General features: G+C 63.3%; 16 protein-coding genes. 10 read left to right on the top strand and 6 right to left on the bottom strand.

The genetic code is table 11. The annotated features are described in order from the left end of the window. Positions 1 to 14: 14 nt before the first annotated feature. Entirely contained in the window at positions 15 to 2,129 is a 2,115-nt protein-coding gene (locus N1032_RS17745) for a VWA domain-containing protein (RefSeq protein ID WP_259540533.1), read from the bottom strand. A gap of 231 nt (positions 2,130 to 2,360) precedes the next feature. Between N1032_RS17745 and N1032_RS17740 the strand changes: the two genes are divergently transcribed. Continuing rightward, positions 2,361 to 3,422 carry an alpha/beta hydrolase family protein gene (locus tag N1032_RS17740; protein ID WP_259540532.1) on the top strand — a complete coding sequence of 354 codons (1,062 nt, stop codon included), beginning with the start codon at positions 2,361 to 2,363 and terminating at the stop codon, positions 3,420 to 3,422. A gap of 144 nt (positions 3,423 to 3,566) precedes the next feature. Beyond that, positions 3,567 to 4,985 carry a sugar transferase gene (locus N1032_RS17735; protein WP_310795963.1) on the top strand — a complete coding sequence of 473 codons (1,419 nt, stop codon included), beginning with the start codon at positions 3,567 to 3,569 and terminating at the stop codon, positions 4,983 to 4,985. On the opposite strand, the gene N1032_RS17730 is transcribed toward N1032_RS17735, so the two are convergent. Both N1032_RS17730 and N1032_RS17725 read right to left on the bottom strand, forming a co-directional pair. Continuing rightward, positions 4,979 to 5,302, bottom strand: coding sequence for a hypothetical protein (locus N1032_RS17730; RefSeq protein WP_259540530.1), 324 nt, complete (start codon positions 5,300 to 5,302; stop codon positions 4,979 to 4,981). The two genes, N1032_RS17735 and N1032_RS17730, sit on opposite strands and share 7 nt — an antisense overlap. A 299-nt stretch (positions 5,303 to 5,601) precedes the next feature. Then, on the bottom strand, positions 5,602 to 5,733 hold the full coding sequence (locus N1032_RS17725) for a hypothetical protein (RefSeq protein ID WP_259540529.1): 132 nt from the start codon (positions 5,731 to 5,733) through the stop codon (positions 5,602 to 5,604). A gap of 195 nt (positions 5,734 to 5,928) precedes the next feature. Here N1032_RS17725 and N1032_RS17720 point away from each other — a divergent pair, with 195 nt between their 5' ends. Next, a complete protein-coding gene (locus N1032_RS17720) occupies positions 5,929 to 6,984 on the top strand; it encodes an acyltransferase family protein (RefSeq protein ID WP_259540528.1) in 1,056 nt (351 codons plus the stop codon). A gap of 67 nt (positions 6,985 to 7,051) precedes the next feature. On the opposite strand, the gene N1032_RS17715 is transcribed toward N1032_RS17720, so the two are convergent. After that, positions 7,052 to 8,878, bottom strand: a complete 1,827-nt coding sequence (locus N1032_RS17715) for a cell wall-binding repeat-containing protein (protein WP_259540527.1) — start codon at positions 8,876 to 8,878, stop codon at positions 7,052 to 7,054. A 284-nt stretch (positions 8,879 to 9,162) separates the two neighbouring features. Between N1032_RS17715 and N1032_RS17710 the strand changes: the two genes are divergently transcribed. The 3 genes from N1032_RS17710 (at position 9,163) to N1032_RS17700 (ending at position 11,969) form a co-directional block, all read left to right on the top strand. Then, the gene (locus N1032_RS17710) at positions 9,163 to 9,891 is read left to right on the top strand and encodes an SGNH/GDSL hydrolase family protein (protein WP_259540526.1); all 729 of its coding nucleotides are present in this window, start codon (positions 9,163 to 9,165) and stop codon (positions 9,889 to 9,891) included. A gap of 93 nt (positions 9,892 to 9,984) precedes the next feature. Next, on the top strand, positions 9,985 to 11,097 hold the full coding sequence (locus N1032_RS17705; RefSeq protein ID WP_259540525.1) for an acyltransferase family protein: 1,113 nt from the start codon (positions 9,985 to 9,987) through the stop codon (positions 11,095 to 11,097). A gap of 113 nt (positions 11,098 to 11,210) precedes the next feature. Then, complete coding sequence (locus N1032_RS17700; RefSeq protein WP_259540524.1) at positions 11,211 to 11,969, top strand: SGNH/GDSL hydrolase family protein; 759 nt, start codon at positions 11,211 to 11,213, stop codon at positions 11,967 to 11,969. A gap of 54 nt (positions 11,970 to 12,023) precedes the next feature. On the opposite strand, the gene N1032_RS17695 is transcribed toward N1032_RS17700, so the two are convergent. Next, a complete protein-coding gene (locus N1032_RS17695) occupies positions 12,024 to 14,237 on the bottom strand; it encodes an acyltransferase family protein (RefSeq protein WP_259540523.1) in 2,214 nt (737 codons plus the stop codon). A gap of 466 nt (positions 14,238 to 14,703) precedes the next feature. Here N1032_RS17695 and N1032_RS17690 point away from each other — a divergent pair, with 466 nt between their 5' ends. Then, complete coding sequence (locus N1032_RS17690; protein WP_259540522.1) at positions 14,704 to 16,125, top strand: polysaccharide biosynthesis tyrosine autokinase; 1,422 nt, start codon at positions 14,704 to 14,706, stop codon at positions 16,123 to 16,125. 308 nt (positions 16,126 to 16,433) lie between these two features. On the opposite strand, the gene N1032_RS17685 is transcribed toward N1032_RS17690, so the two are convergent. Further along, a complete protein-coding gene (locus N1032_RS17685; RefSeq protein ID WP_259540521.1) occupies positions 16,434 to 16,559 on the bottom strand; it encodes a hypothetical protein in 126 nt (41 codons plus the stop codon). 650 nt (positions 16,560 to 17,209) lie between these two features. On the opposite strand from N1032_RS17685, the gene N1032_RS17680 reads away from it, so the two are divergent. The 3 genes from N1032_RS17680 (at position 17,210) to N1032_RS17670 (ending at position 21,202) form a co-directional block, all read left to right on the top strand. Beyond that, a complete protein-coding gene (locus N1032_RS17680) occupies positions 17,210 to 18,697 on the top strand; it encodes a sugar transferase (RefSeq protein WP_259540520.1) in 1,488 nt (495 codons plus the stop codon). Positions 18,698 to 18,836: 139 nt separating this feature from the next. Then, positions 18,837 to 20,084: a lipopolysaccharide biosynthesis protein gene (locus N1032_RS17675; RefSeq protein WP_259540519.1), complete on the top strand. Its 1,248-nt coding sequence runs from the start codon at positions 18,837 to 18,839 to the stop codon at positions 20,082 to 20,084. Then, positions 20,084 to 21,202: a polysaccharide pyruvyl transferase family protein gene (locus N1032_RS17670; protein WP_259540518.1), complete on the top strand. Its 1,119-nt coding sequence runs from the start codon at positions 20,084 to 20,086 to the stop codon at positions 21,200 to 21,202. The genes N1032_RS17675 and N1032_RS17670 overlap by 1 nt, the downstream gene beginning before the upstream one ends. Positions 21,203 to 21,214 lie beyond the last annotated feature (12 nt).

Genomic DNA, 21,214 nt, shown 5'->3' with positions numbered 1-21,214 from the left:
CGCTGCCGTGTCGGTCAGCTGTTGCGGTTTGCGGTCTGCTCCCGACGGCGGGTGATGACCAGGGTCAGCACGCCGGCCAGAAGCACGAGCACTCCCGCTCCAGCGAACGGCGGCACGCTCGAGAGGTCGGCGCCGGTGGCTGCGAGGCTGCCCCCGTTGCCGCCGGTGTTGGCCGGGGTCAAGCTGGTCGCCGTGTTGGTGAACGTCACCACACCCACCGTGCTCGCGTCGAGCGTGATGGTCTGCGCGGCAGGCAGATCGCCCCACGCGACACCCGAGACGGCCGGGAGCGAGCTGCTCTCGGTGATCGTCACGACGTCACCGGGTGCGAGCACGGGGCCGTCGACGGCGGTGCCGTTCGGGTAGACCACGAGCGGGGCTGCAGCCGGCGTTCCGTTCACCGAGTAGGTGAAGCTGAACGGCGTGGTGGAGGGAACCAGGGATGCCCCGGAGCCGGTGATCACCTTGCGCACCTGGAAGGTGGCTGCCGACGGGTCGACCGCGTTCGTGTAGGCCACGTCGACGCTGTCGGTCGGTGCGAGGCCCGTGAGCACGAGTGCCGGGTCGGTGCTGGTGCCCGTGGTCGACGTTCCGTCTTCGTGGGTGATCTCGTAGTCGACGCCCACCAGCGAGTAGCCGGGCTGGCCGGTCTCGGTGAGGGTCAGCGTGGCGGTGGCGGCCACGTCGTCGAAGATGACGTTCCAGGTCGCCTCACCGGTCGAGTTGTCACCCGAGCCGGTCACCTGCGGCGAGTCGCCGTAGAGGGTGGCGGTTCCGGCCGACACGTCGCTGACCTCGGCACCGAAGCTCCAGCCGTCGGCGAGAGCGGGCTCACCGGTGGTGGGGTCGACCACGTACTTCTCGAGGGTGACCGGGGTGCTGCAGACCAGCGGGGTGATCACGTTCTTCAGGTCTTCGGTGAGGGTCTCCCACTCGCCCTGGTAGTAGTCGCTCTCGGCGACCGGACCGGAGATGGCGGCGAGGTTGTGGTAGACGTCACCCGAGACACCGTTGCCGATGCCCATGGCGATCACGCGGGTGCCCTTGGCCTTCACGGCGTTGGCCGAGAAGACGGCCTGCTCGACCGAGGCGATGGTGACCTCGGAGCCCGAGACGTATTCGCCGCCGTCGCCGGCCGCGTTGCTCACCTGGTTGGGTGCGCCGTCGGTCAGCATCAGCAGAGCGTCGAAGTTCTGCGGGGCGTCGGCGATGCGGCGGAGCGCGAGATCCCAGTTGGTCTGCTGCGTGTCGCCGGGCACGGCCTCGGTGAAGTCGCTGATGTCGTCGAGCACTGCGGCGACGTCATCCTCGTTGTCGAGCGCCCAGGGGCCGCTGGCGCGACCGTCGACCGGTGAGGTCGAACCGAACGTCGTCAGGTAGAGGTCGACACGGCTGCCGGCGAGCTGGGCGACCATCTGCTGCAGAGCGTCGCGGTACTGCATGCGCTGCTCGCCGTCGACCGAGCCGGAGATGTCCATCTGCACGGCGAGCGACAGCGAGCCGGTGGTGCACAGCGGCACGATCGACGGGTTGTCGAGCCCCGAGGCGATGACGCCGGAGTTGGTCAGCTGGCCTTCACCCGGGGTCGGGAACGCGATGGTCGCGTTCGCGGTCACCGGAGGGGTGACGCCCGGGTAGTAGCGCAGGTTGTCGGGCCGCGAAGCGGTGCCCGTCATCAGGATGTCGATGGGGTAGGCCGAGGCACCGGCCGAGGTCTGCACCACGTAGTACTGGGCGCCTTCGTTGGCGCCACCGGTGCCGACATCCGGAACCGTGATGGTGCAGTCGACCGCACCGGCCGGAATGGCGCAGGTGAGACCCGTGGGCTCGCCCGGGCCGTCGGCCGTCGGGGTGTAGAGCTCGAAGGCCACGCCCTCGAGGTACTCCGGATTGTTGAGGTCGGCTTCGCCGGCGGGAACCCGCTGGTAGGCGATGCGCGCACCGATGACGATGTCAGCGGTGGTCGGGCCCGCGAGAGCGGTGACCGAGCCGGAGTCGTCGGTGACATCGGCAGAGGCCATGCTCGGCACGGCGATTACGGCTGTCGCAGCCATCAGCGACGCGGCGGCAACCGCGACTACGCGGCTCCGAACGGTCGAGAACGGGTGCGCAGAGATTTTTTTCGTCATGTGTATCAATTCCAGTTTGTCGGGTCTCGGGCATCAGTTACTGGCTGCAGGGACGACAAAACTTAAGGCTCGTCATAGCCTTCCCCCAGGAACAGCATATGTCGAAACGGCTTCGCCACAAATCGCGCATGTAACGATCAGCCTTCGATGTGGTGAATTGCGCGGCAACCAGCTGGGATTCCGCGCAGAGTGCCGGTCTATTCAGGGTGCCGTCGACATACGCTTGCCGGTATGCCCAGCCCCGCGGAAACATCCCGACGCCCGCGCCAACTCGCGGTGGGGGCCGTGCTGGTCGCCCTGCTCGCCGGTCTCGCCGGCTGCACTCCGGCGCCGGCCGAAACCCCCGAGCCCACGCTGACCGTGCCGACGGAGAAGCCCGTGACCGACACCTCCACTTTGCGCACCATCATCGACTCCGCGCCAGAGCAGCCCACGCTCACCATGGGGGAGGTGCTCGACGCCACCGACGGCGTGACCTCGACGGCCGTCACCTACGACAGCGGCGGACTCACCATCTCGGGCGTGCTGCGGGTGCCGGCGGGCGAGGGCCCGTTCCCCGGCGTCGTGGTGGTGCACGGCAGTGTCGACCCCGAGCGCTACGACACCGGCGGCGACCTCGAGTCGGAGCAGAGGGTGCTCGTGGCCAACGGCTACGCCGTGCTCGCCACCGACCTGCGCGGCTACGGCTCGTCAGACCCGGCCGACTCCGAAGACAACCTCACGGTCGACCCCGGCTTCGGCTGGCCCACCGTGCTCGACTGGGGCATGGCACTCGACGTGGTCAACGCTCTCGCGGTGCTGCGCAGCGGGCAGGTGCCCGAGGTCGACCCCGACCGCATCGGTTTGGTCGGTCACAGTCTCGGCGGCCTGCTCGCGCTCGACGCCGCGGTGATCGCGCCCGGTTCGTCTGACATGGTGGTGGCGCTGTCGGCAGCCACGTCGTCGTTCGGTGAGGTGATCGAGGGCTACGAGGCATCCGGAGCCGACGTCACCGAGACCACCGCCGGCCCCACCCAAGACCCCGAATACTGGGCGGATGTCTCGCCCCGCACCTTCTTCGACCGGGCCACCGAGCCCCTGCTGCTCATTCACGGCGGGGCCGACGACACCGCGTTGCCCGAGTGGTCGCAAGAGACCGCCGCCGCCTGGCAGGCCGAGGGCCTCGAGGCCCAGGCGGTCATCCTCGACGGCGCCGACCACGCGCTCAAGCCGCGGCGCGACGAGGCCGACGAACTGATGCTCGCCGCGTTCAACGCGACCATCGGCCCCGGAGGTGCCCCCCAAACGGGGTGACCACCTCTGCTGCAAAGTGTGTTTCACTGAGGGCTGATGCGAAGAGCGCCGGTGACTCCGGGCTCTGAAACCGGGTGAGCAATGGTGACTGAGAGCAAGCGGCAGTCAACGGTAGGCAACCGCGTTGCCTCCGCCGATTGGCGCGTGAGCTATGCCCGCCGGCTTCTGGTGACCGACTTCTTGATTCTCGCCTGGGTCATCTTCGGGGTGCAGATCGCCTGGTTCGGCGTGGATGCCGCCACGGTGGCCGTGCGCGACGCCCCGATGCTCGCGCTCAACTACACCGCCATCTCGGTGATCCTGCTGGTGGGCTGGATGGTGGTGCTCGGCGTCTACGGCACCCGCGGTTACCGCGTGGTGGGCACGGGCGCCCAGGAATACCGGCTCATCATCGACGGCGCCATGCGGTTGTTCGGCGTGGTGGCGATCGTCGCGTTCCTCTTTCAGGTCAGCTTCGCGCGCGGCTACATCCTCATCGCGCTGCCGCTCGGTCTCGCCGTGCTCATCTTCTCGCGCTGGATGTGGCGGCAGTGGCTGGCCACCCGGCGGTCGCGCGGCGAGTACACCTCGCGGGTGCTACTCGTCGGTTCGCGATCGTCGGTGGCGCACATCGCCCACGAGCTCGGGCGTCAGCCCCAGGCGGGTTACCTCGTGGTGGGTGCGTGTGTGCCGTCGAGCGTGAGCGGCGACACCGTGGCGGGCACCGACATCCCGCTGTTCGGCAACTTCGACATGGTGCAGCAGGCGATGATGGCCTACGGCGCCGACACGGTCGTCATCACAAGTGCCGACGAGCTGCCGCCCGAGCGAGTGCGCCAGTTGAGCTGGGGCCTCGAGCCCGGCCGCCAGCACCTGGTGGTGGCACCGAGCCTGGTCGACATCGGCGGCCCCCGGGTGCACACCCGGCCTGTCGCGGGCTTGCCCCTCATCCACATCGAGACTCCGCGCTACGAGGGCGGCACGCGTTTCATGAAGCGCAGCTTCGACGTGCTCGCGTCGGGGCTCGGCATCGCCGTCATCTCGCCGTTCCTGCTGGTGATCGCCATCACCGTGCGGCTCAGCAGCGCCGGTCCCGTGCTGTTCCGGCAGGAGCGCATCGGGCTGAAGGGCGAGCGGTTCGAGATGCTGAAGTTCCGGTCGATGGTGATCGACGCCGAGCAGCGACTGATCGATCTGCAGCTGGAGCAGCACGACCGGGGCAACGCCGTGATGTTCAAGATGCGCGACGACCCGCGCATCACCCCGGTCGGCCGGTTCTTGCGGCGTTACAGCCTCGACGAGCTGCCCCAGCTGTTCAACGTGTTCGCGGGCTCGATGTCACTGGTGGGGCCGCGCCCGCCGCTGCCTCGTGAAGTCGAGCAGTACGAGAAGCACGTGCACCGCCGGTTCCTCGTGAAGCCGGGCATCACGGGCCTCTGGCAGGTGAGCGGGCGATCGAATCTGTCGTGGGACGACACGGTGCGCCTCGACCTCTACTACGTCGAGAACTGGTCGCTCACGAGCGACCTGGTCATTCTGTTCAAGACCGCCCGTGCGGTGCTGGGGCGCGACGGCGCCTACTGACGGCCCGACGGCCGATCGCGGTAGACGGCCTTGAGGCGCGCGAGCACCGAGCGGGCGTGACCACGCTGGGCGTCGTCGGGGTAGCGAATGCGCGAGTCGTCGTGATCGAAGAACGATTCCCACTGCTCGATCGACCAGTCGCTCCAGCGCGCTTCGAGCAGGATGGGGTTCGGCTCGTGGGCTCGCTTGCGCACCGTGGGGCGGGGTGCGTAGACGACGACACAGCCCGGGTGGCTGCACTGCCGCCTCGGGGAATGCGCGAACGGCTGTCGGTGGAACCACGGTCGAGGATCCGACGGTGTTGACGCGAAAATCATGGCAGAAGCAATTACACCATGCCCCGAACGGGGGGTCTTTCCACGGCGCGGGATGTCGCGCAAGTCACGACACGCCGTCTTCGCAGAAACCGGTAGATGTATGCGGTAAACCGCAAGCCTTCGAGAAACCCGCAACGATCACCGCAAGGGCCGGTTTGCGCGTGTCGCCGGGGCCCGGAACGGCATAACCTCAAGGAAGTCGTCGCGCAGGCCCCCACCCGACGCGGCGGCATCTGAACAAGCACTCGTGTTTGTTCGCCCCCGAGTGGGCGCTCATTTCGGTGAGCCCCGCTCGGGGTCTACCGGTGTGCTGCATCCAGGCGCACCCAGATCCGAATTTCAGAAAAGGTGAGTTCATGGTCGAATTCGTTCGCCGGATGCGTCGCCGCATCCACTCCGAACTCGAAGCTCTCGATCGCATCTTCGAGCACAGCACGTGACACTGAACCCCTAGCGGGTCTTTCAGGGCGGTTCCTTCGGGAACCGCCCTGAGCCGTTTAACGCGCGGGTGCATTTCGGCCCGGCGAGATCGGGGCCTGGCGACATCCTGCAGCCGGTGCATACTGTGTTCAGCATCTCTGCTTGTGACGACTGTCCATCGCGTGCCCGACAGATTGGACCTGCCCATGAGTGACACCGCTGCGAGCGCCTCCGCACCCCGCACTCTGTCGGAGCGCATCCCGTGGCCGGATGCCGCGCGAGGGCTGGCGATCGCACTGGTGGTGTTCCACCACGCCATTCAGTTCACGGGCGAGGCCGGGCTGTCGGAGCCGGTGTGGGGCATCCTCACCGAATTCCTCCGCACGATGCGCATGCCGCTGTTCTTCATGGCGGCGGGGCTGTTCGCCGGAAAGTGGGTGCTCGTTGCTCCCTGGCGCGACATGCTGCGGTCGAAGGTGCTGCTGTTCGTGTGGGTGTTCGCCATCTGGGTGCTCATCCGCTGGGGAACGTTCAATCTCATCCCGCGTCAGAACGAAGAGAGCGGATGGCTCAATCTCGTGCTGCACTTCTTCATCTGGCCGCTCGGAGGCTGGTTCATCCTGGCGCTCGCGATCTTCTTCGTGGTGGCCAAGGCCACCGCCCGGGTCGACCCGCGCATCCAGCTGGCCGTCGCCGCCCTGTTCGCCCTGATCTGGTTCGGCGGCGAATACTTCGACAACCGCGCGTGGGACGGCCTGTTCATGTTCTACGTGTTCTTCATCTTCGGCTGCTACTGGCGCACCTGGATCAACGCACGAGCCTCCGCACTCAAGTGGTGGTCGGCCGGCGCGATCATCGTGGCCTGGGTGATCGCCGGCGGCGTGCTCGGCTACCTGCACCTGGGCGATGCGCCAGTGATCGGCTTCGCGCTGCGGCTGCTCGGCCTGGCCGCCGGTGTCGCGCTGGCCGTCATGCTGAGCGGCATCAAGCCGCTGCGATCGCTCGGCACGAAGACGCTGCCCATCTATATGGTGCATTCCATCATCGTCTTCTACGCGGTCTCGGCCCTGGTCGCACTGGGAGCGCCGTCGTGGCAGGGTGCCGGCTGGTGGGTTCCCCTGGCGGTGGCGGCGTTCGCCCTGGTCGTCTCGCTCGGCATCGGCAACCTCGCCCCTCGCGTGCACGCTGGCTGGCTGTTCGCCACGCCGGTCTGGCTCACCTCGCTTTACAACCGGCTCAGCAACCGCACCACCGCGCGCTGAGCCAGGCCGAAAACGGGAAAGGCCCCGTGCGCACCGATCGATGCGCACGGGGCCTTTCCGTTGTGACTCAGTTGCAGCTGGCGAGCGTGGCCACCGCCGGGGTGAGCGTGTTGCGCCCACCCAGCAGGGTCACGTGCGTCAGGCCGTCGCCCTGCAGGGCCGCGCTGACGTCGGCCGGCACGCATTCCGGCCGGCTGAGCAGCAGGGGCGAACCGTGCGTCGCGGCGAGCACGCCACCGGCGAGAGCGTCGGCGAACGCGCCGCCCGAGGCCAGGAACGCAGCGCCCGGGGTGAAGTCGGAGCGGAACTCGTCGTTCACGGCCAGAGCCACGGCGTAGCGGTCGGCGCCGCCGAGGCGGGTGACCTCACCCGGGTACTTCTGCTCGAGCTGGGTCTGGATGCCGGGCGAGACACTGTTCGGGCCACCGAGGATGGTGACCTGCTCGGTGCCGAGCTGGTCGAGCGTCGAGACGGTCGCGGCATCCAGCGTGGAGGACTGGCCGATCACGAGCAGCACGGGCGCATCGTTGGCGACAGCGGCGGGGATGGCCGAGAGGGCATCCGGGTAGCTGGCGCCGGTGGCGATGAACACGTGGTCGGCGCCGGAGGTGCCGAAGGTGTCGGTGGCGAGCTGACGCGAGACCGCGTAGCGGTCGGCCCCGCCGACACGGGTGATCGGGGCATCCGTCTCTTGCTGGATGCGCGTGACCCAGTCGGGCGTGACGGAGTTCGGTCCGCCGACGATGACGATGCTCTCAGGGTCGAGATCGTGGATGCGGCGGGCGACGGCCTCGTTCTGCGACGCCGGTACGAGCAGCAGCGTCGATCCGTCGGCAGCGGCAACCGGGCCGGCGCTCAGCGCGTCGGGGAAGTTGGCGCCGGCGGCGAGGTAGAGCGTCTTGACGGTGCCGAACGGGCGACCCGCTGCGGCCATCGCGATGGCCCCGGTGTAGCGGTCGGAGCCTGAGACGCGTGCGCTCAGCGTGCCGGCGATGCTCGTCGACTGGCCGAACACGGCGTCGACGCTCACGTCGGTGGTCGACACGTGCTGGGCGTCACCCTCGGTGGCGGTCGCCACAATGGTGACGTAGCTGCGGCCGTCGAGGTAGGCGTCGAATGTGGCGCCGCTCGGAATGGCGATCGTCAGGCTGCTGCCGTTGGCCGCGCGAGTGGCCGTGACCGGAACGTCGTTCTCGGCCCAGTCGGTCAGCACCGCGGAGGCGTTCGCCTGCCAGGTGCGCCCGGCGGGTGCCGGCACCACGATGGTCTGACCCGAGGTGACCCACTGCTCGCTCGTACCCCGGTAGTCGGAGGTGAAGGAGTAGGCCGTGGCGCTGTCGCGCGTCAGCGTGCTCGTCGTGGTGGTCGACGAACCGTCGACGACCCGGAACACGCCCTGCAGCTCGAGCTTGCGGTATTCGGTCGACCCGCTGGGCGAGAGGAACGTGATGCGGTAGCTGAAGTAGGGCACGCCGCCATAGGCCGGGTCGGCCGTGGGGCTCACCGTCGTGGAGAGGCGCCCGGCCGGAATGGCCACCTGCAGCGTGTTGGTGGCCGCGTTGATCGCCTGGTTGTGCACGATGACGTTGCCCGAGTCGGCGATCGTTCGCACCGACACGGCCGTGATGCCGAGACCACGCAGATCGTCGGGAAGCACGAACGTCAGTGTCGTCGTCGACACCGGCAGATTCTGCCATCCCGCGGGCGTCGCCGGGTCACCGTAGCTGCCGGTGAGAGAGGCCGAGTACGGCGTCGCTCCCGGGCTCACGTCACCGGGTGCCGCGAGTGCCCCCACCTCTGTGGCGCCGGCCGGAGCCGCCCCCATCAGTCCTATTGCCAGTGCGGCTGCTGCCGTGATCGCTGCTGAACGCCACACACCGTTGAGTTTTGTCATGTAGTTCCCCCTAATAGATGGGAGCATAACCGAGGATGCGCCCCCGCGCCCACACGACGCGTAACGCCTCGAAACGCGTCGCTCGTTGGTTGCCGGGCTTCAATAAAGCTGACTCTGCTCCTTGATGACGTATCGGGTAACTGATGTCGGAGAAAGCCGAGTGCATTGACGACCATTCTGGATAGGACGGTCCCCTCGAACTGGGACATAGCGGCCAACAGCGGTGTTTCATAGGCTCAGCATGCAAGGTGCTGAAACCCGTTCAATCGCTCGCGAGGAGCCCCATGCCGAAAAAGGCCCGTCGACCTGGTTCCTCCTGGACGGTCGAGGTGGCGGTTCTCTCGGCCGCGCTCGTGATCGTTGCAATCGCTGGGGCCGTGTTTCTCGGTGTGTCGATCTCACGAAACTCCAGTTCCGCGTCTGAAGTGCCGTCGGCACCCACAGCTTCGACGAAAGTGGTCTTCATCGGAGATTCTTACACTCACGGCACTGGTGCCTCGTCAGAAGCGAATCGATGGACTTCGATCGTCTCTAAAGCCAAAGGGTGGAGCGAGACCAATCTCGGACGGGGCGGCACAGGATATGTCACCACTTCCGGAATAAATGGTTGTGGGTTGGAGTACTGCCCGACCTACGACGAAATGATTCCGACCGCACTGGAATCTCAACCCGACATCGTTGTGGTGGCCGGTGGGCAGAACGACATGGGCGCGTGGACAGCCAGTCCAAGCGACGTGACAGCCGGTATATCGAAAACATACGGCGACATTCGCGGGCGATTTCCTGACGCCCGAATTATCGCCGTCGGCCCATCGACAGTGGGCGCAGTCTCAAACGAAGTTGTCGCTTTCGACGAAGCTGTGCAAAGTGCGGCTGCATCAGTCAACGCAGAGTACATCTCGCTGATAGATCCTCCAGTGATCGAGCCATCGTGGGTCACCGTCGACGGCGGGCATGTCACCGACTCTGGGCACGCGGCGATTGCTCAGCGTGTGCTGGCCGCCATCGGCTGAGCGCTTCGTGTTGGCTCCCACCCGGTGCGCCTTAGATCGAGCCGCGACCGTACAGGTGCTCTATCCTGAAGTTCGACACATTCGGGGGGTCATGTGCCAGCCACGCCAGGTAGTCAGACGCACGGCGTCTTCACCATTCCGTCTCTCGACGGGCTTCGCGCGATAGCTGTCCTGACGGTGTTCGTAGGTCACGGTGCCGTTGGTATCAGCACCGGCTTCTGGCCCGGACACGTCGGTGTGACGATCTTCTTCTTCCTCAGTGGCTTTCTCATCACGACGCTGCTGCGCCGCGAATACGGGAAGACCGGCACGCTGTCCCTGTCGAAGTTCTACCTTCGCCGGGCGCTACGCATATTACCCCCCGCCTACTTGGCGATCGCTGCTGCAGTCGTGTTCGGCGCTTTGGGGCTCGTGGCCGCGGACACCACGGGGTGGGGTGTTCTAGCCGAAGTCTTGAACTACACCAACTACTACATCGTCATAGCCGGACGGGAAGGGTTGCCTCCGGACACCACGCAATTCTGGTCCCTGGCAGTGGAGGAGCATTACTACCTCATCGTGCCCATCGTGTTGTTGGTCCTTTTCAAGTCGAGGGCAACTCTCAAGACCATCGGATGGACGATGATCGGCATCGCGCTTGTGGTGCCGGTTTGGAGGATCGTCCTGGGTCTGACGGGTGCGAGCTTCGATCGTCTGTACATCTCCACGGACACCCGCATCGACAGCCTGATCTTCGGAACAGCAATGGCGCTTCTTTTCAATCCGGCGATGGGGGACCGATTCATCGGCCCCACGCGGATCTCCCTCTGGCTGACCAGGCACATTGGCCTCGTCGCGGCCATCGCCACGGTGGTGTTCGTCGCCTCGGCACTTGTACCTTCGCAGGCCTTCCGCTTGAGTATTGCTGACACGATCCAATGCGTTTGCTTGATCCCGATCTTCTGGTTTGTGATCACGCGGCCGAGCAGCCTCGTGGGCCGCGTGCTGAACAGCCGTGTGGTGGTGCAGCTGGGAATTCTGTCGTTCTCGATCTATCTCTTCCACCGCTTGGTCTTGAACCTCGTCGAGAACGTCATCACACAACCTCTTGTGGGCGACTTAGTCGCGCTAATCGGGACTCTGGTCGTCGCCCAAATCGTGTATGTCGTGATCGAAAAGCCTGCCGGCCGTCTGCGGAAGCGACTCGAAGTGCGAATCAACCGCTAGCCGGAAAGCCCTGACGCATATTCTGCACGCCCACGGGCATCTCATGAAAAGGGCGGAGCGCGGGTTAGGATCACGCTGCGCCGTATCGACTTGGCCGGGGTGGGGAGATCACAATGCCGAATCGAAGACCATTCCCGCGACCGAGCGTGGGACAGGCGGTTCTGGCGTCGACGCTCGCCGTCATTCTCGCGTGCGTGGTCATTATCGTTGGAGTCAATCTCTCGCGAGTGGACGCAGGCGCTGCGTCAAACTCAGCGCCCGCACCCTACTTATCCGCTGAGCCGACTCCAGATCGCACGAGCACGCGACCTAGAGCCATTTTCATCGGGGACTCATACGTCGCCGGCTCAGGGGCCTCAGCTGATTCACGGAAGTGGACATCGATCGTGTCAGCCTCTGAAGGCTGGTTCGAGATCAACGTAGGTCGAGGCGGTACTGGCTACGTCACCACCTCTGATGTCAGCGGATGCGGGAAACAGTACTGCCCTAACTACGACCAGATGGTCCGAACGGCTGAGGCCGCCAATGTTTCGATAGTGCTTGTCGCAGGCGGCCAGAACGATTTCATCGCGTGGGCCACCAACCCGACCAAGGTCAGCGCCGCCATCGCCAAGACCTACGCAGACCTCCGGGAGGGGATGCCGAACGCTCGGATCATCGCCGTCGGACCGTCGACCGCCGGTGGCTTTGCGACAACGGTCGTCGAGTTCGATGCCGCGGTGCAATCGGCCGCCGCTTCGGTCGGCGCCGAGTACGTGTCCCTGCTGGATCCGCCGGTGCTTGACCCCTCCATGCTCATACCCGATGGAAGTCAGATAAATGATGCGGGCCACGCGGCCATTGCCGCTCGAGTGCTGCAAAGTATCGGATAGCGTCCCCAGGGTCACTGGCTGATTCGAAGGCCCAAAGAACTGATCGAACGACGATTATTCGACGAGTTGCAGTTCCTGGAATTTGCTGACGATGACCGGGGCGAGGCTCTGACTGTAGTTGGTGGTCAGGTGTGCCGAGTCCGCGTACATGGCAGTCGTACCCACGAATGAAGGGCACTTTCCAGAGACGCAGAACCACGAACGCGTATCAACAAATGGAACCTGTCGTTGCTCCGAAGCCGACGACTCCGCTCCGAGTATGAGGCTCCAAGTCGACCGCAGGCTGCCTGCGCAATCCATGGGCTTCGACAGCGGCGTATAACATTCGGTCATGTTGCCGGCTCCAGGTGGCGACATGAGCACTACCTTCTGGCTGTCCGTGGGAAGTGCGTCGAGCGCCTGCCCGAAGCCGTCGGACCACTCAGTGCGAGCAGTCTCGCCGCTGCTGTGGCTCATCAAACGGTCGAGGCCGTAGTAGGAGTCAGAAATGATGATCAAGTCTGGCTTGAGCTCGGCGATCTTCTGAGCAACCCACTCGTGGTGGTCTACGCAACCTTGATAGAGAGGGCCGGTGTCCTCCTCGCTGGATGTCACAGGAGCATACCCGAATGGGCATTTTTCCTTCGTCATGGACCTGATCTGATACCCAAGAGGTTCCAGGCCTGAAATCAGGCCGGGAAGCCAGCTGGTCCCCACAGAGTCCCCCACGACAACGGCAGTCTTGGTGGGCTGGCTGGCTCCATAGACACACCTGTCCACATTCTCGTCAGAGACATTGAGGCAACCGTCCTCGACCCACTGCGGGACTCGAAGATTCACGGTGCCATCAACTGGGGGGTCGAAGGTCGGCCAAGTCTGGGTCGCAAGAGCCGATGCGATGCTGGCGGTGAGAGCCGTGGCGGGCGTTGTCTCGTCTGTGGTCGGTGCGGACGCGTCCCCGATCGCCTCTGCCTGAACTGACACCGCGGATGTCGACACCGGCGGGGTTTTCGGGAGAAGCGCAACCGTCGTAAGCACGAGAGTGCCGGCGGCAATGAAACCGACGGCAATCATGACGGGAACATTCGATTCACGCAATGTTCGGTTGCGATTTCGCTTCTTCTTCGCGATCTGGTGCCGCTCTTCGGGCGTTACATCACGAAGCCAGGTGGACTTCAATACCGCACGCTCGACGAAATGGTAGGAGAGCACAGAGACGATGCCCATCACCGCGATCGCGGTTCCGAAATACTCAATCGTTCCCGCCGCCATCACGGATGCAAGCAACACGATGACCGGGAAGTGCCACAAGTACAGGCTGTACGACATGTCGCCTACGTACCGAGAAACCCTGTTCGTCAGCGGCCAGAGGAAACGCTGCTCTCCGCCTGTACCTGCAAGTATGACGAGCGTCGTCGCGAGCACCGGGGCCGCCGCCCAAGGCCCGGGGAATGGCATAAGGCTGTTGATGAAGAAGATCGACGCCAGAATTCCTAAGAATCCAAGCCAACCCAGAATCGGTCGCACCCACGACGGAATAGCGGTCAGCCTTGTGGCGAACACCGCCAAAAGGGCTCCAATTCCTAGCTCCCAGGTCCTCGAGAAGGTCGAGAAGTAGGCCCAGGTGGGGTTCGTCGAAGTCTCCCAGAGCGACCAGATGAACGAAGCAGCGATGAAGACGATCATTGCGATACCCACCGCGCGATGGGCGGTCTTGGTGTTCCACCGGGCAGCACGGCCGCCCAACACAAAGATCAGCAGCATCAACCAGGGCCACACGAAGTAGAACTGCTCCTCGACCGACAATGACCAGAAGTGCTGCAGAGGCGAGACCGGGCCTCCCGCGAGGAAGTAGTCGGTTCCTGCTGCCGCGAAGTGCCAGTTGCCCAGGAAGAAGAACGACCAGACCGCATCCCAGAACGTCTGCGTGGCGCGCCCTAGGTTGAAAACGAGAAACGCCAGCGCGGCGGTCACAGCTAACGTGACGGTTGCCGCCGGGACGATGCGACGCACGCGACGCTTGTAAAAGCCCGTGAACGAAATCGTGCCGGATCGGTCGTGTTCTCTCAGCAGCAGGCCGGTGATGAGGAATCCGGAGATCACAAAGAAGACATCGACACCAACGAACCCGCCCGAAGGCCAATGGAAGAGATGGTCGAAGATCACGGCGACGACGGCGAGAGCGCGAAGCCCCTGAATATCGGGGCGCAACGACTTCTTCGCCGAGGCACCCGCCGTAACGGCTCTGGTACTCCGACTGGTCTGTCGTCGCAGTTGCTGAGTACTCATAGTGACGCCCAAACTCGCTCAGGTGAAGACTGATTTTCCGGAACGACGTGAAATTGAACGCATTTGTCTAGATCTGACGATGACGTCGTTCCGGGAATTCGTCCATTAGAATCGCTCGCCTGCAATCGCGGGGACGGACTGTTCAAGTCGTCGCCGCTCGGCATGACTTCGAGAGCAAGATAACTCGCCGGCATCTTCCCCCCTAGAACCAAGCGACCGTCCTCAAGGCTACCCCCACGTAGGTTTCGCGTTTGTTAACCCTGAGTAACCAGGGCCTCCACGGCGTTGGGGGTCACTGCCACCCGCTAGGTCGCGTTTCGTAGGAGATTGGCGCACATCGGCCCGCGCGACAGATGTTACAAAACGACGACGCCCTCGGGTGCGGTCGCGAGGTGGAAATAATCCTGTGAGAGCATGGTCGCAGCATCGAGGTGATCGATCGGTAACGGGGAAAGGGCGTAAGCGCGTGGAACTGCGTGACTACATTCGCGTTTTGCGTAAGGGCTGGGTTTTCATACTCGCCTTCACACTGATCGGGATCGCATTAGCGGCGACCTTCTCGATTCTGCAGACGCCGAAATACGAATCCACAAGCAAAGTCTTCGTTTCGGTGCAGTCGACAGGATCGGTCAGCGAGCTGACCCAGGGCGGGGCGTTTGCTCAGAACCAGGTGAAATCCTACGCTGACGTCGTTACAGCGCCCGTGGTTTTGCAGCCCGTGATCGCTGCGCTAGGACTCAACACAGATGCCGCAGGACTCGCTAAATCAGTGACTGCCTCGTCGCCGCTCGACACAGTCATCGTGGAGATCACCGTTTCGGACGTGGACCCTCGACAGTCGGCGGAGATCGCCAACGCTGTCGCATCGAGCTTTCAGAACACGGTGACGGACCTGGTGCCCGAAAATGCCGAGGGCGTCGCGCCGGTCAAGATCACGGTCGTGCAGCAGGCGCTGATCCCAAGGAATCCGTCATCCCCCAATGTTCCACTGAATATCGGTCTGGGTGCGGTTGTCGGCTTGGCTCTAGGCCTCGGAGCTGCCGTGCTCCGCGAGGCTCTGGACACCAGAATTCGGAATGAACACGACGTCGAGAACCTGACGGACGCCACGTTGATCGGTGGGATCGTGTTCGACGCTAGAACACCCGAGCACCCGTTGGTCGTCCAGGACGACCCGCGAAGTCCTCGCTCCGAGTCGTTCAGGACCCTGAGAACGAACCTTCAATTCCTCAGTGTCGGCGACCAGAGCGCGCGCAGCTTCGTGATCACGTCCTCGATCTCAGGCGAGGGCAAGAGCACCTCATCCGCCAACCTGGCAATCGTCACGGCCGCTTCGGGTGCCAAGGTCATCATCGTCGATGCAGACTTGCGTAAGCCGAAGTTGACGGAGTACTTGGGTCTCGAAGGTGGGGCCGGCCTAACGGACGTACTGGTGGGCCGCGCTGAGGTCGGTGAGATGATCCAGCGATGGGGTACTAGCAACCTCTATGTTCTTCCGGCCGGAAAGATTCCGCCGAACCCCAGCGAGTTGCTTGGATCGAAGACGATGATCCAACTGATCAAATCGCTTGAGGACACTTTCGATTACGTATTCTTTGACGCCCCGCCGTTGCTTCCGGTAACCGACGCCGCGATTCTTGCAAGCAACACATCGGGCGCGATCCTGATGGTCGCCGCTGGTCGAACTCATAAGAATCAGCTCAAGGGGTCGATCACCGCCCTGCAGAACGTGGGAGCACGGTTGGCTGGCGTGGTCTTGACAATGCTCCCAACCAAGGGACCCGACTCCTACGGATACGGTCGTTATGGCTACGGATATGGATACGGTTACGGTTACAGCGAGCCGGAGACCCCGAAAAAGCGTGAAAAGAAACCTGTAACCACGTGAGCTCAAGGACTGCGAGCTCTGAGCGCGGCAGATTGATCACAATCGCCTTGATTGTGGCCCTCACGTTGATCTCTTTGCTCCTGGCGGTCTTCGCATTGCGAAGCCCGACCGTGCCTGACGCCGGCCAAACTCCAGGGCCGGTCCCGACTTGGTCGTCCGAGCGGATGCCAGCTGCCTCGCCCACCCCAACGGCGCCTACGGCAACGCCGTTGCCTGTGGCGGGCCCCTCACGATTCCTCCTCTTCGCCGACGAGTCAACCGGTATACGGTCGACGGTAGGAGGCTGCGGGGACTCGGATTCACCTCCTTTAGTAGAGGTGACGACCGACGGCGGCTCCACCTGGCAGCCCGTCACCTTCGGCGATGTAGTCGTGCGACAGGTCTTGGGTGTGGAGTTCGCCGGGGCCGGGCAGCTGGACATCATTACCAGACAAGGCACGAACTGTGATCTCGCTGCTTTGACGTCATACACCAATGGTCAGTTCTGGGAGGCTGTTCCCGATCGCTTGGCTGGACTGACGTTCGTCGACCCCGTAAATGCGGCGACGATTAGTTTCCAGGGAACACCCCTGCCGGGCCCGTGCTCGTCCGTCCTTCAGGTCTTCACTGCACCGAATGGGCTAGTCGCACGATGTGCTGAAGGACTTTTCGCCTACGACGTCGCAACGGCCGGTTGGCAGTCGTTCGATACAGAGCCGATGAGCTCAGCGGGCGTGGACCCGACGGACGGTTCCGTGGTTGCCAGCGTGGAAGCAGCCGAGTTGTGCACAGGCGGGGTGCTGGTGCGGGTCTACCGGCAGCCGATTACGGCCGGAGCCGGCGTCGACCAGCCGTGCTTGTCTCAGGCGCCTGGATCCGAACCGGTGGCACTGGCGTCGGTAGGGCTAAGGCTTTGGGCGTGGACGCCCGAGGCTGTGCTGACCTCTCAGGACGGCGGCGCCTCATGGTCGGCGCTCTAAACGAAGCCGCGCCTCGTCACTTTTGGGCGGATGTTTACATGCCGGTTATTTAGGGGAATCACACGTTCGTTATGGTTGACGTAGAACGCTGACGTTCTCAAAGGTTGCTTGTCGATGGGGGAGATATGGTCAGCAGTTCGACGACGTCTGAGTCGTTTGCGGCCGGGGTGTCGGTACATCGATCATGGAGTCGATCGTTTGCGCGCCGTCTCTTCGTAACGGATCTGCTGGTGCTGATCTGGGTGATCTTCGGCGTGCAGATCGCCTGGTTCGGTTTAACTTCGACCAGTCTCGCGTGGCGCGATAGTCCTGGTGATCTGGCAATCAGTTACTTCGGCATCTCGATAGTCATTCTCGTCGCCTGGATGCTCATGCTTCAGGTCTACGGAACCCGCGGTTATCGGGTGATCGGCACAGGGACGCAGGAGTTCCGCCTTCTGGTGGACTCGACAGTTCGCCTCTTCGGACTGGTCGCGATCGTGGCTTTCCTTTTTCAGATTGAACTGGCCCGAGGATACATTCTCATCGCCTTCCCCCTCGGCCTCGCGGTGCTCGCTTTTTCTCGCTGGATGTGGCGGCAATGGTTAGGCGTCAAGCGAGCCCAGGGCACGTTCACCTCGAAGGTGCTGCTGGTAGGTTCTTCGGTCTCCGTTGCGCATATCGCTCGTGAATTGAACAGCAGGCCACAGGCGGGCTATCGAGTAATCGGTGCATGTGTTCCCACATCACTTGTAGGGGATGTGCTCGAAGGGACAGACATACCCGTCTTCGGGAACCTGGACAAAGTTGTCCGCGCTCTCGAGGTCAGTGGCGCCGACACTGTCGTCATCACCAGCGCCGATGAACTGCCGCCGCAGCGCGTCCGTGAGTTGAGTTGGAGTCTCGAGCCGGGCCGGCAACACCTCGTTGTTGCGCCCAGCCTCGTAGATATCGGCGGTCCCAGAATTCACACCCGGCCGGTGGCCGGACTTCCTCTCATCCATGTGGAGACACCCCGCTACGAGGGCGGGAAGAAGTTCGCGAAGCGCTTCTTCGACGTTGTCGCATCTGGCTTGGGCATACTTCTTCTCTCGCCGATTCTGGCGTGCATCGCCATGATCGTTCGGCTGAGTACTCCCGGTCCAGTCCTGTTCCGCCAGGATCGAATCGGTTACAACGGTGAACATTTCAACATGCTCAAATTTCGGTCCATGGTCGTCGACGCGGAGGAACGGCTGCAGACGCTGGCCGGCGAAACCCGTGCTGAAGGAAATGCGATCTTGTTCAAGATGAAGGACGATCCGAGAGTCACTCCGGTCGGTAAAGTCCTCCGGCGGTACAGCTTGGACGAGCTTCCCCAACTCTTCAATGTGTTCGGTGGCAGCATGTCGCTGGTCGGTCCGCGGCCTCCTCTGGAGCGCGAGGTCGCTCAGTACGAATCGCACGTGCACCGCCGCTTCCTCGTGAAGCCCGGCATTACGGGACTGTGGCAGGTGAGCGGACGTTCAAACCTGTCCTGGGAGGACACGGTTCGCCTTGATCTTTATTACGTCGAGAACTGGTCGCTCACAGGCGATGTTGCGATCCTCTGGCGCACCGCCCGAGCCGTCCTGGGCAGCGACGGAGCATATTGATCCATGACGTCGCCCTGCATTTCCACCGTTATTGTGATTGCAGAACGCTGACGTTCGACTTGAGTAATTTGATTGAGGAGCTATGGTCAGCAGTTCGAGACTTCGTGGGCGCTCGCCTGTCAGGCCGCCCGGAGCAGAAGTGGAGAACGACGTGACTCCGAGATCGCCACGTCGTTACCGAGTTGGTGGACAATTCGCATGGGTCTCCGCTGGTCGTATCGTCGCCGCGCTCATCCAGGCTCTGACCATGCTTCTGCTCGTGAGAACGGTGGCCCCGGCGGAGTTCGGCTTCTTCTCCGCCGTCTACGGAGTCGTGACCGTTGTGCAGACGGCGATTGATCTGGGCATACCGACGTATGTGATCAGAGAGCGAGCGAAGGACGCGTCACAGCCCTTCGTCACGTCCGCCCTGAGGCTCAGCAACCTCCTGTCATTGCTTCTAGCGTTTCTGCTGTTGGCAGCCTTTGTAGCTCTTGGATTTACCTTCGACAGCCGATTCTTTTTATTGGTGCCATTGGCGATTTGGGCCGCTGCGGAGCGGAACGCCGATGCGTGGCTGGGCGTGGTTTTCGCTGACGGGGATGCCAAAATCAATACGGCAAACCTCGTGGGACGGCGCTTGGGCAATCTGGGGTTGTTCGTGCTGTTGGTGCTGCTGACCCAGATCGATCCGGTGTTGGCCTTCGGAATTTCATCCGCTTCAGCGGCGGTCGTGTCGTGGGTGTTCGCCCATGTGTATGTTGCACGGAGGCTCGTCCCCTATGAACCGGTGAAAGCTGGATACCTCATTCGCGAGTCTTGGCCGTACTGGCTCAATTCCGTGGCCACCCAGGCGCGAAATCTTGACACCGCGCTCACCAGCGTTCTCGCCGGTTCGACGCAGGCCGGTTTCTACGCAGCCGCATCGCGCCTCACCAGCCCTCTACGAATCTTGCCTACGTCACTCGCTTCAGTGCTCTTGCCCGCGTCGTCGAAGAGAGATGCAAGCAACATACGAGGCTTGATAAAACTTGTTGCTCTCGCGGTAGCGGCATTCGCCGTGATGTATGCCGTGCTGATCATCGTCATCCCGTTCGGTGTGCCGGTCTTGCTCGGAGCGGAATACGAGGGCGCGATCCTCGCGCTCCAGATCACTGCTGTCGGACTCGTCTTCGCCTCCTCGGCATCGCTGTTGGGTTCGCTCCTTCAGGGTGTCGGCATGAAGCATTTTGTGGCGATGGTCGCGGTCGTCACGACCTGCACGTGTCTCGCTGGGGTGGCGCTTGGTGCCCTGCTCTGGGGCGCAACGGGCGCAGCGCTCGGCCTCGCATTCTCGTATGTCGTGCAAAGCGCCGCCCTTTCTACCAGGTTGACGATGTTCGTCGTGCGGAAGGAAACAAATCGGTGATGGCGAATCGACTGGACCCGAAGAAGCGAGTGGTTTTCTATAGCGTGGCCGCCCAGTGGGACAACCTCGGAGATATCGAGATCAGAGATACCGCATTGGGCTGGATCGGTCAGAGCGGATCCAGGGTAGTTGCGTTCACCGGTGGGATGCCCACCTCGTATCTCAACGCATTCCAGTCCGCGGCGAACACCCGATGGATCAGCAGCTCGATCAAGTATCAGGGCCTTCTCTGGGGGCACATCCTTCGCCGCCGCGCATCAATCGTCTTTGCGCCAGGACCTCAGGTCTTTGCGAGTCGCCCCAAACCGATGCTCAAGTCTTTGGTCAATCTCCTCAACGTTCTGGGCGTGCGGTTGAGCGGGGGAAGTGCACTGGCCGTTGGACGAGCCTTGCGCGGAAGTGGACGAATGGCGCGAGCGCTCGAGCGCGCCGTGGTCTCACGATTCTCGTTATACGTCGTTCGAGATGACCGCTCGGCCTCTGTCATCGGTCGGCCTCTTCGCGATGCGCCGGATCTTGCCTTCGGTCACCCCCGCGTGGTCGGGAGCAAGGAGCGCGTGTACGTCGCGATCTCGCTACGAAGCGATCGTGAAGTGAACATTGAGGGGCTGAAGGCCCTGCTGATTCAGGTGTCCGAGCGGGGGCTTGTTCCCGTTTTCGTCTCGCAGGTCAAACGGGACGACGTGCGTCACAGCTCACTGGCCGCGGAGCTCAGCGTCGAGGCTCTTCTTTGGGGCGAGAACTCACACGCCAGTCAGATGGAGAGGGTCAAGAACGTCTACGCACGTTCAGCAGCGATCGTCAGCAATCGACTTCACGGCCTCATCCTGGGCGTTCAAAACGGCGCATCACCCATCGCGGTGCTGGACCCAGGATCAGACAAGCTCTCGTCAACGCTCGCGCCGTGGGTTCCGTTGAGGACGACATCCTCTCGGTTCGAAGGTCCGGATGGCGGTGGCTGGAAAAGTTTTGATTTCACCGGCGACCGCGCGGGAATCGATCACGGGGCACAAGCCGCCGCGGCGGCGCTGGACTCGCTGCGAGCAGACTTTCTCCGCGTGCTCGACGGCCAGGCGGCTGACCCGAGACGACTGGATCGGGTGAACAGTGGCTCCTAGAACATCGACTCA

Origin of the sequence: Herbiconiux daphne (genome assembly GCF_024979295.1) — a bacterium.
GTDB lineage: Bacteria > Actinomycetota > Actinomycetes > Actinomycetales > Microbacteriaceae > Herbiconiux > Herbiconiux daphnes.
The sequence above is the reverse complement of the archived record's forward strand: the minus strand, read 5'-3'. Positions and strand labels throughout refer to the sequence as shown.

What these genes read in the sequence shown, in the direction of transcription:
- N1032_RS17745 (WP_259540533.1), bottom strand. Translation starts at nt 2,129, where the DNA reads ATGACGAAAAAAATCTCTGCGCACCCGTTCTCGACCGTTCGGAGCCGC.
- N1032_RS17740 (WP_259540532.1), top strand. Translation starts at nt 2,361, where the DNA reads ATGCCCAGCCCCGCGGAAACATCCCGACGCCCGCGCCAACTCGCGGTG.
- N1032_RS17730 (WP_259540530.1), bottom strand. Translation starts at nt 5,302, where the DNA reads ATGATTTTCGCGTCAACACCGTCGGATCCTCGACCGTGGTTCCACCGA.
- N1032_RS17720 (WP_259540528.1), top strand. Translation starts at nt 5,929, where the DNA reads ATGAGTGACACCGCTGCGAGCGCCTCCGCACCCCGCACTCTGTCGGAG.
- N1032_RS17715 (WP_259540527.1), bottom strand. Translation starts at nt 8,878, where the DNA reads ATGACAAAACTCAACGGTGTGTGGCGTTCAGCAGCGATCACGGCAGCA.
- N1032_RS17710 (WP_259540526.1), top strand. Translation starts at nt 9,163, where the DNA reads ATGCCGAAAAAGGCCCGTCGACCTGGTTCCTCCTGGACGGTCGAGGTG.
- N1032_RS17700 (WP_259540524.1), top strand. Translation starts at nt 11,211, where the DNA reads ATGCCGAATCGAAGACCATTCCCGCGACCGAGCGTGGGACAGGCGGTT.
- N1032_RS17695 (WP_259540523.1), bottom strand. Translation starts at nt 14,237, where the DNA reads ATGAGTACTCAGCAACTGCGACGACAGACCAGTCGGAGTACCAGAGCC.
- N1032_RS17680 (WP_259540520.1), top strand. Translation starts at nt 17,210, where the DNA reads ATGGTCAGCAGTTCGACGACGTCTGAGTCGTTTGCGGCCGGGGTGTCG.
- N1032_RS17670 (WP_259540518.1), top strand. Translation starts at nt 20,084, where the DNA reads ATGGCGAATCGACTGGACCCGAAGAAGCGAGTGGTTTTCTATAGCGTG.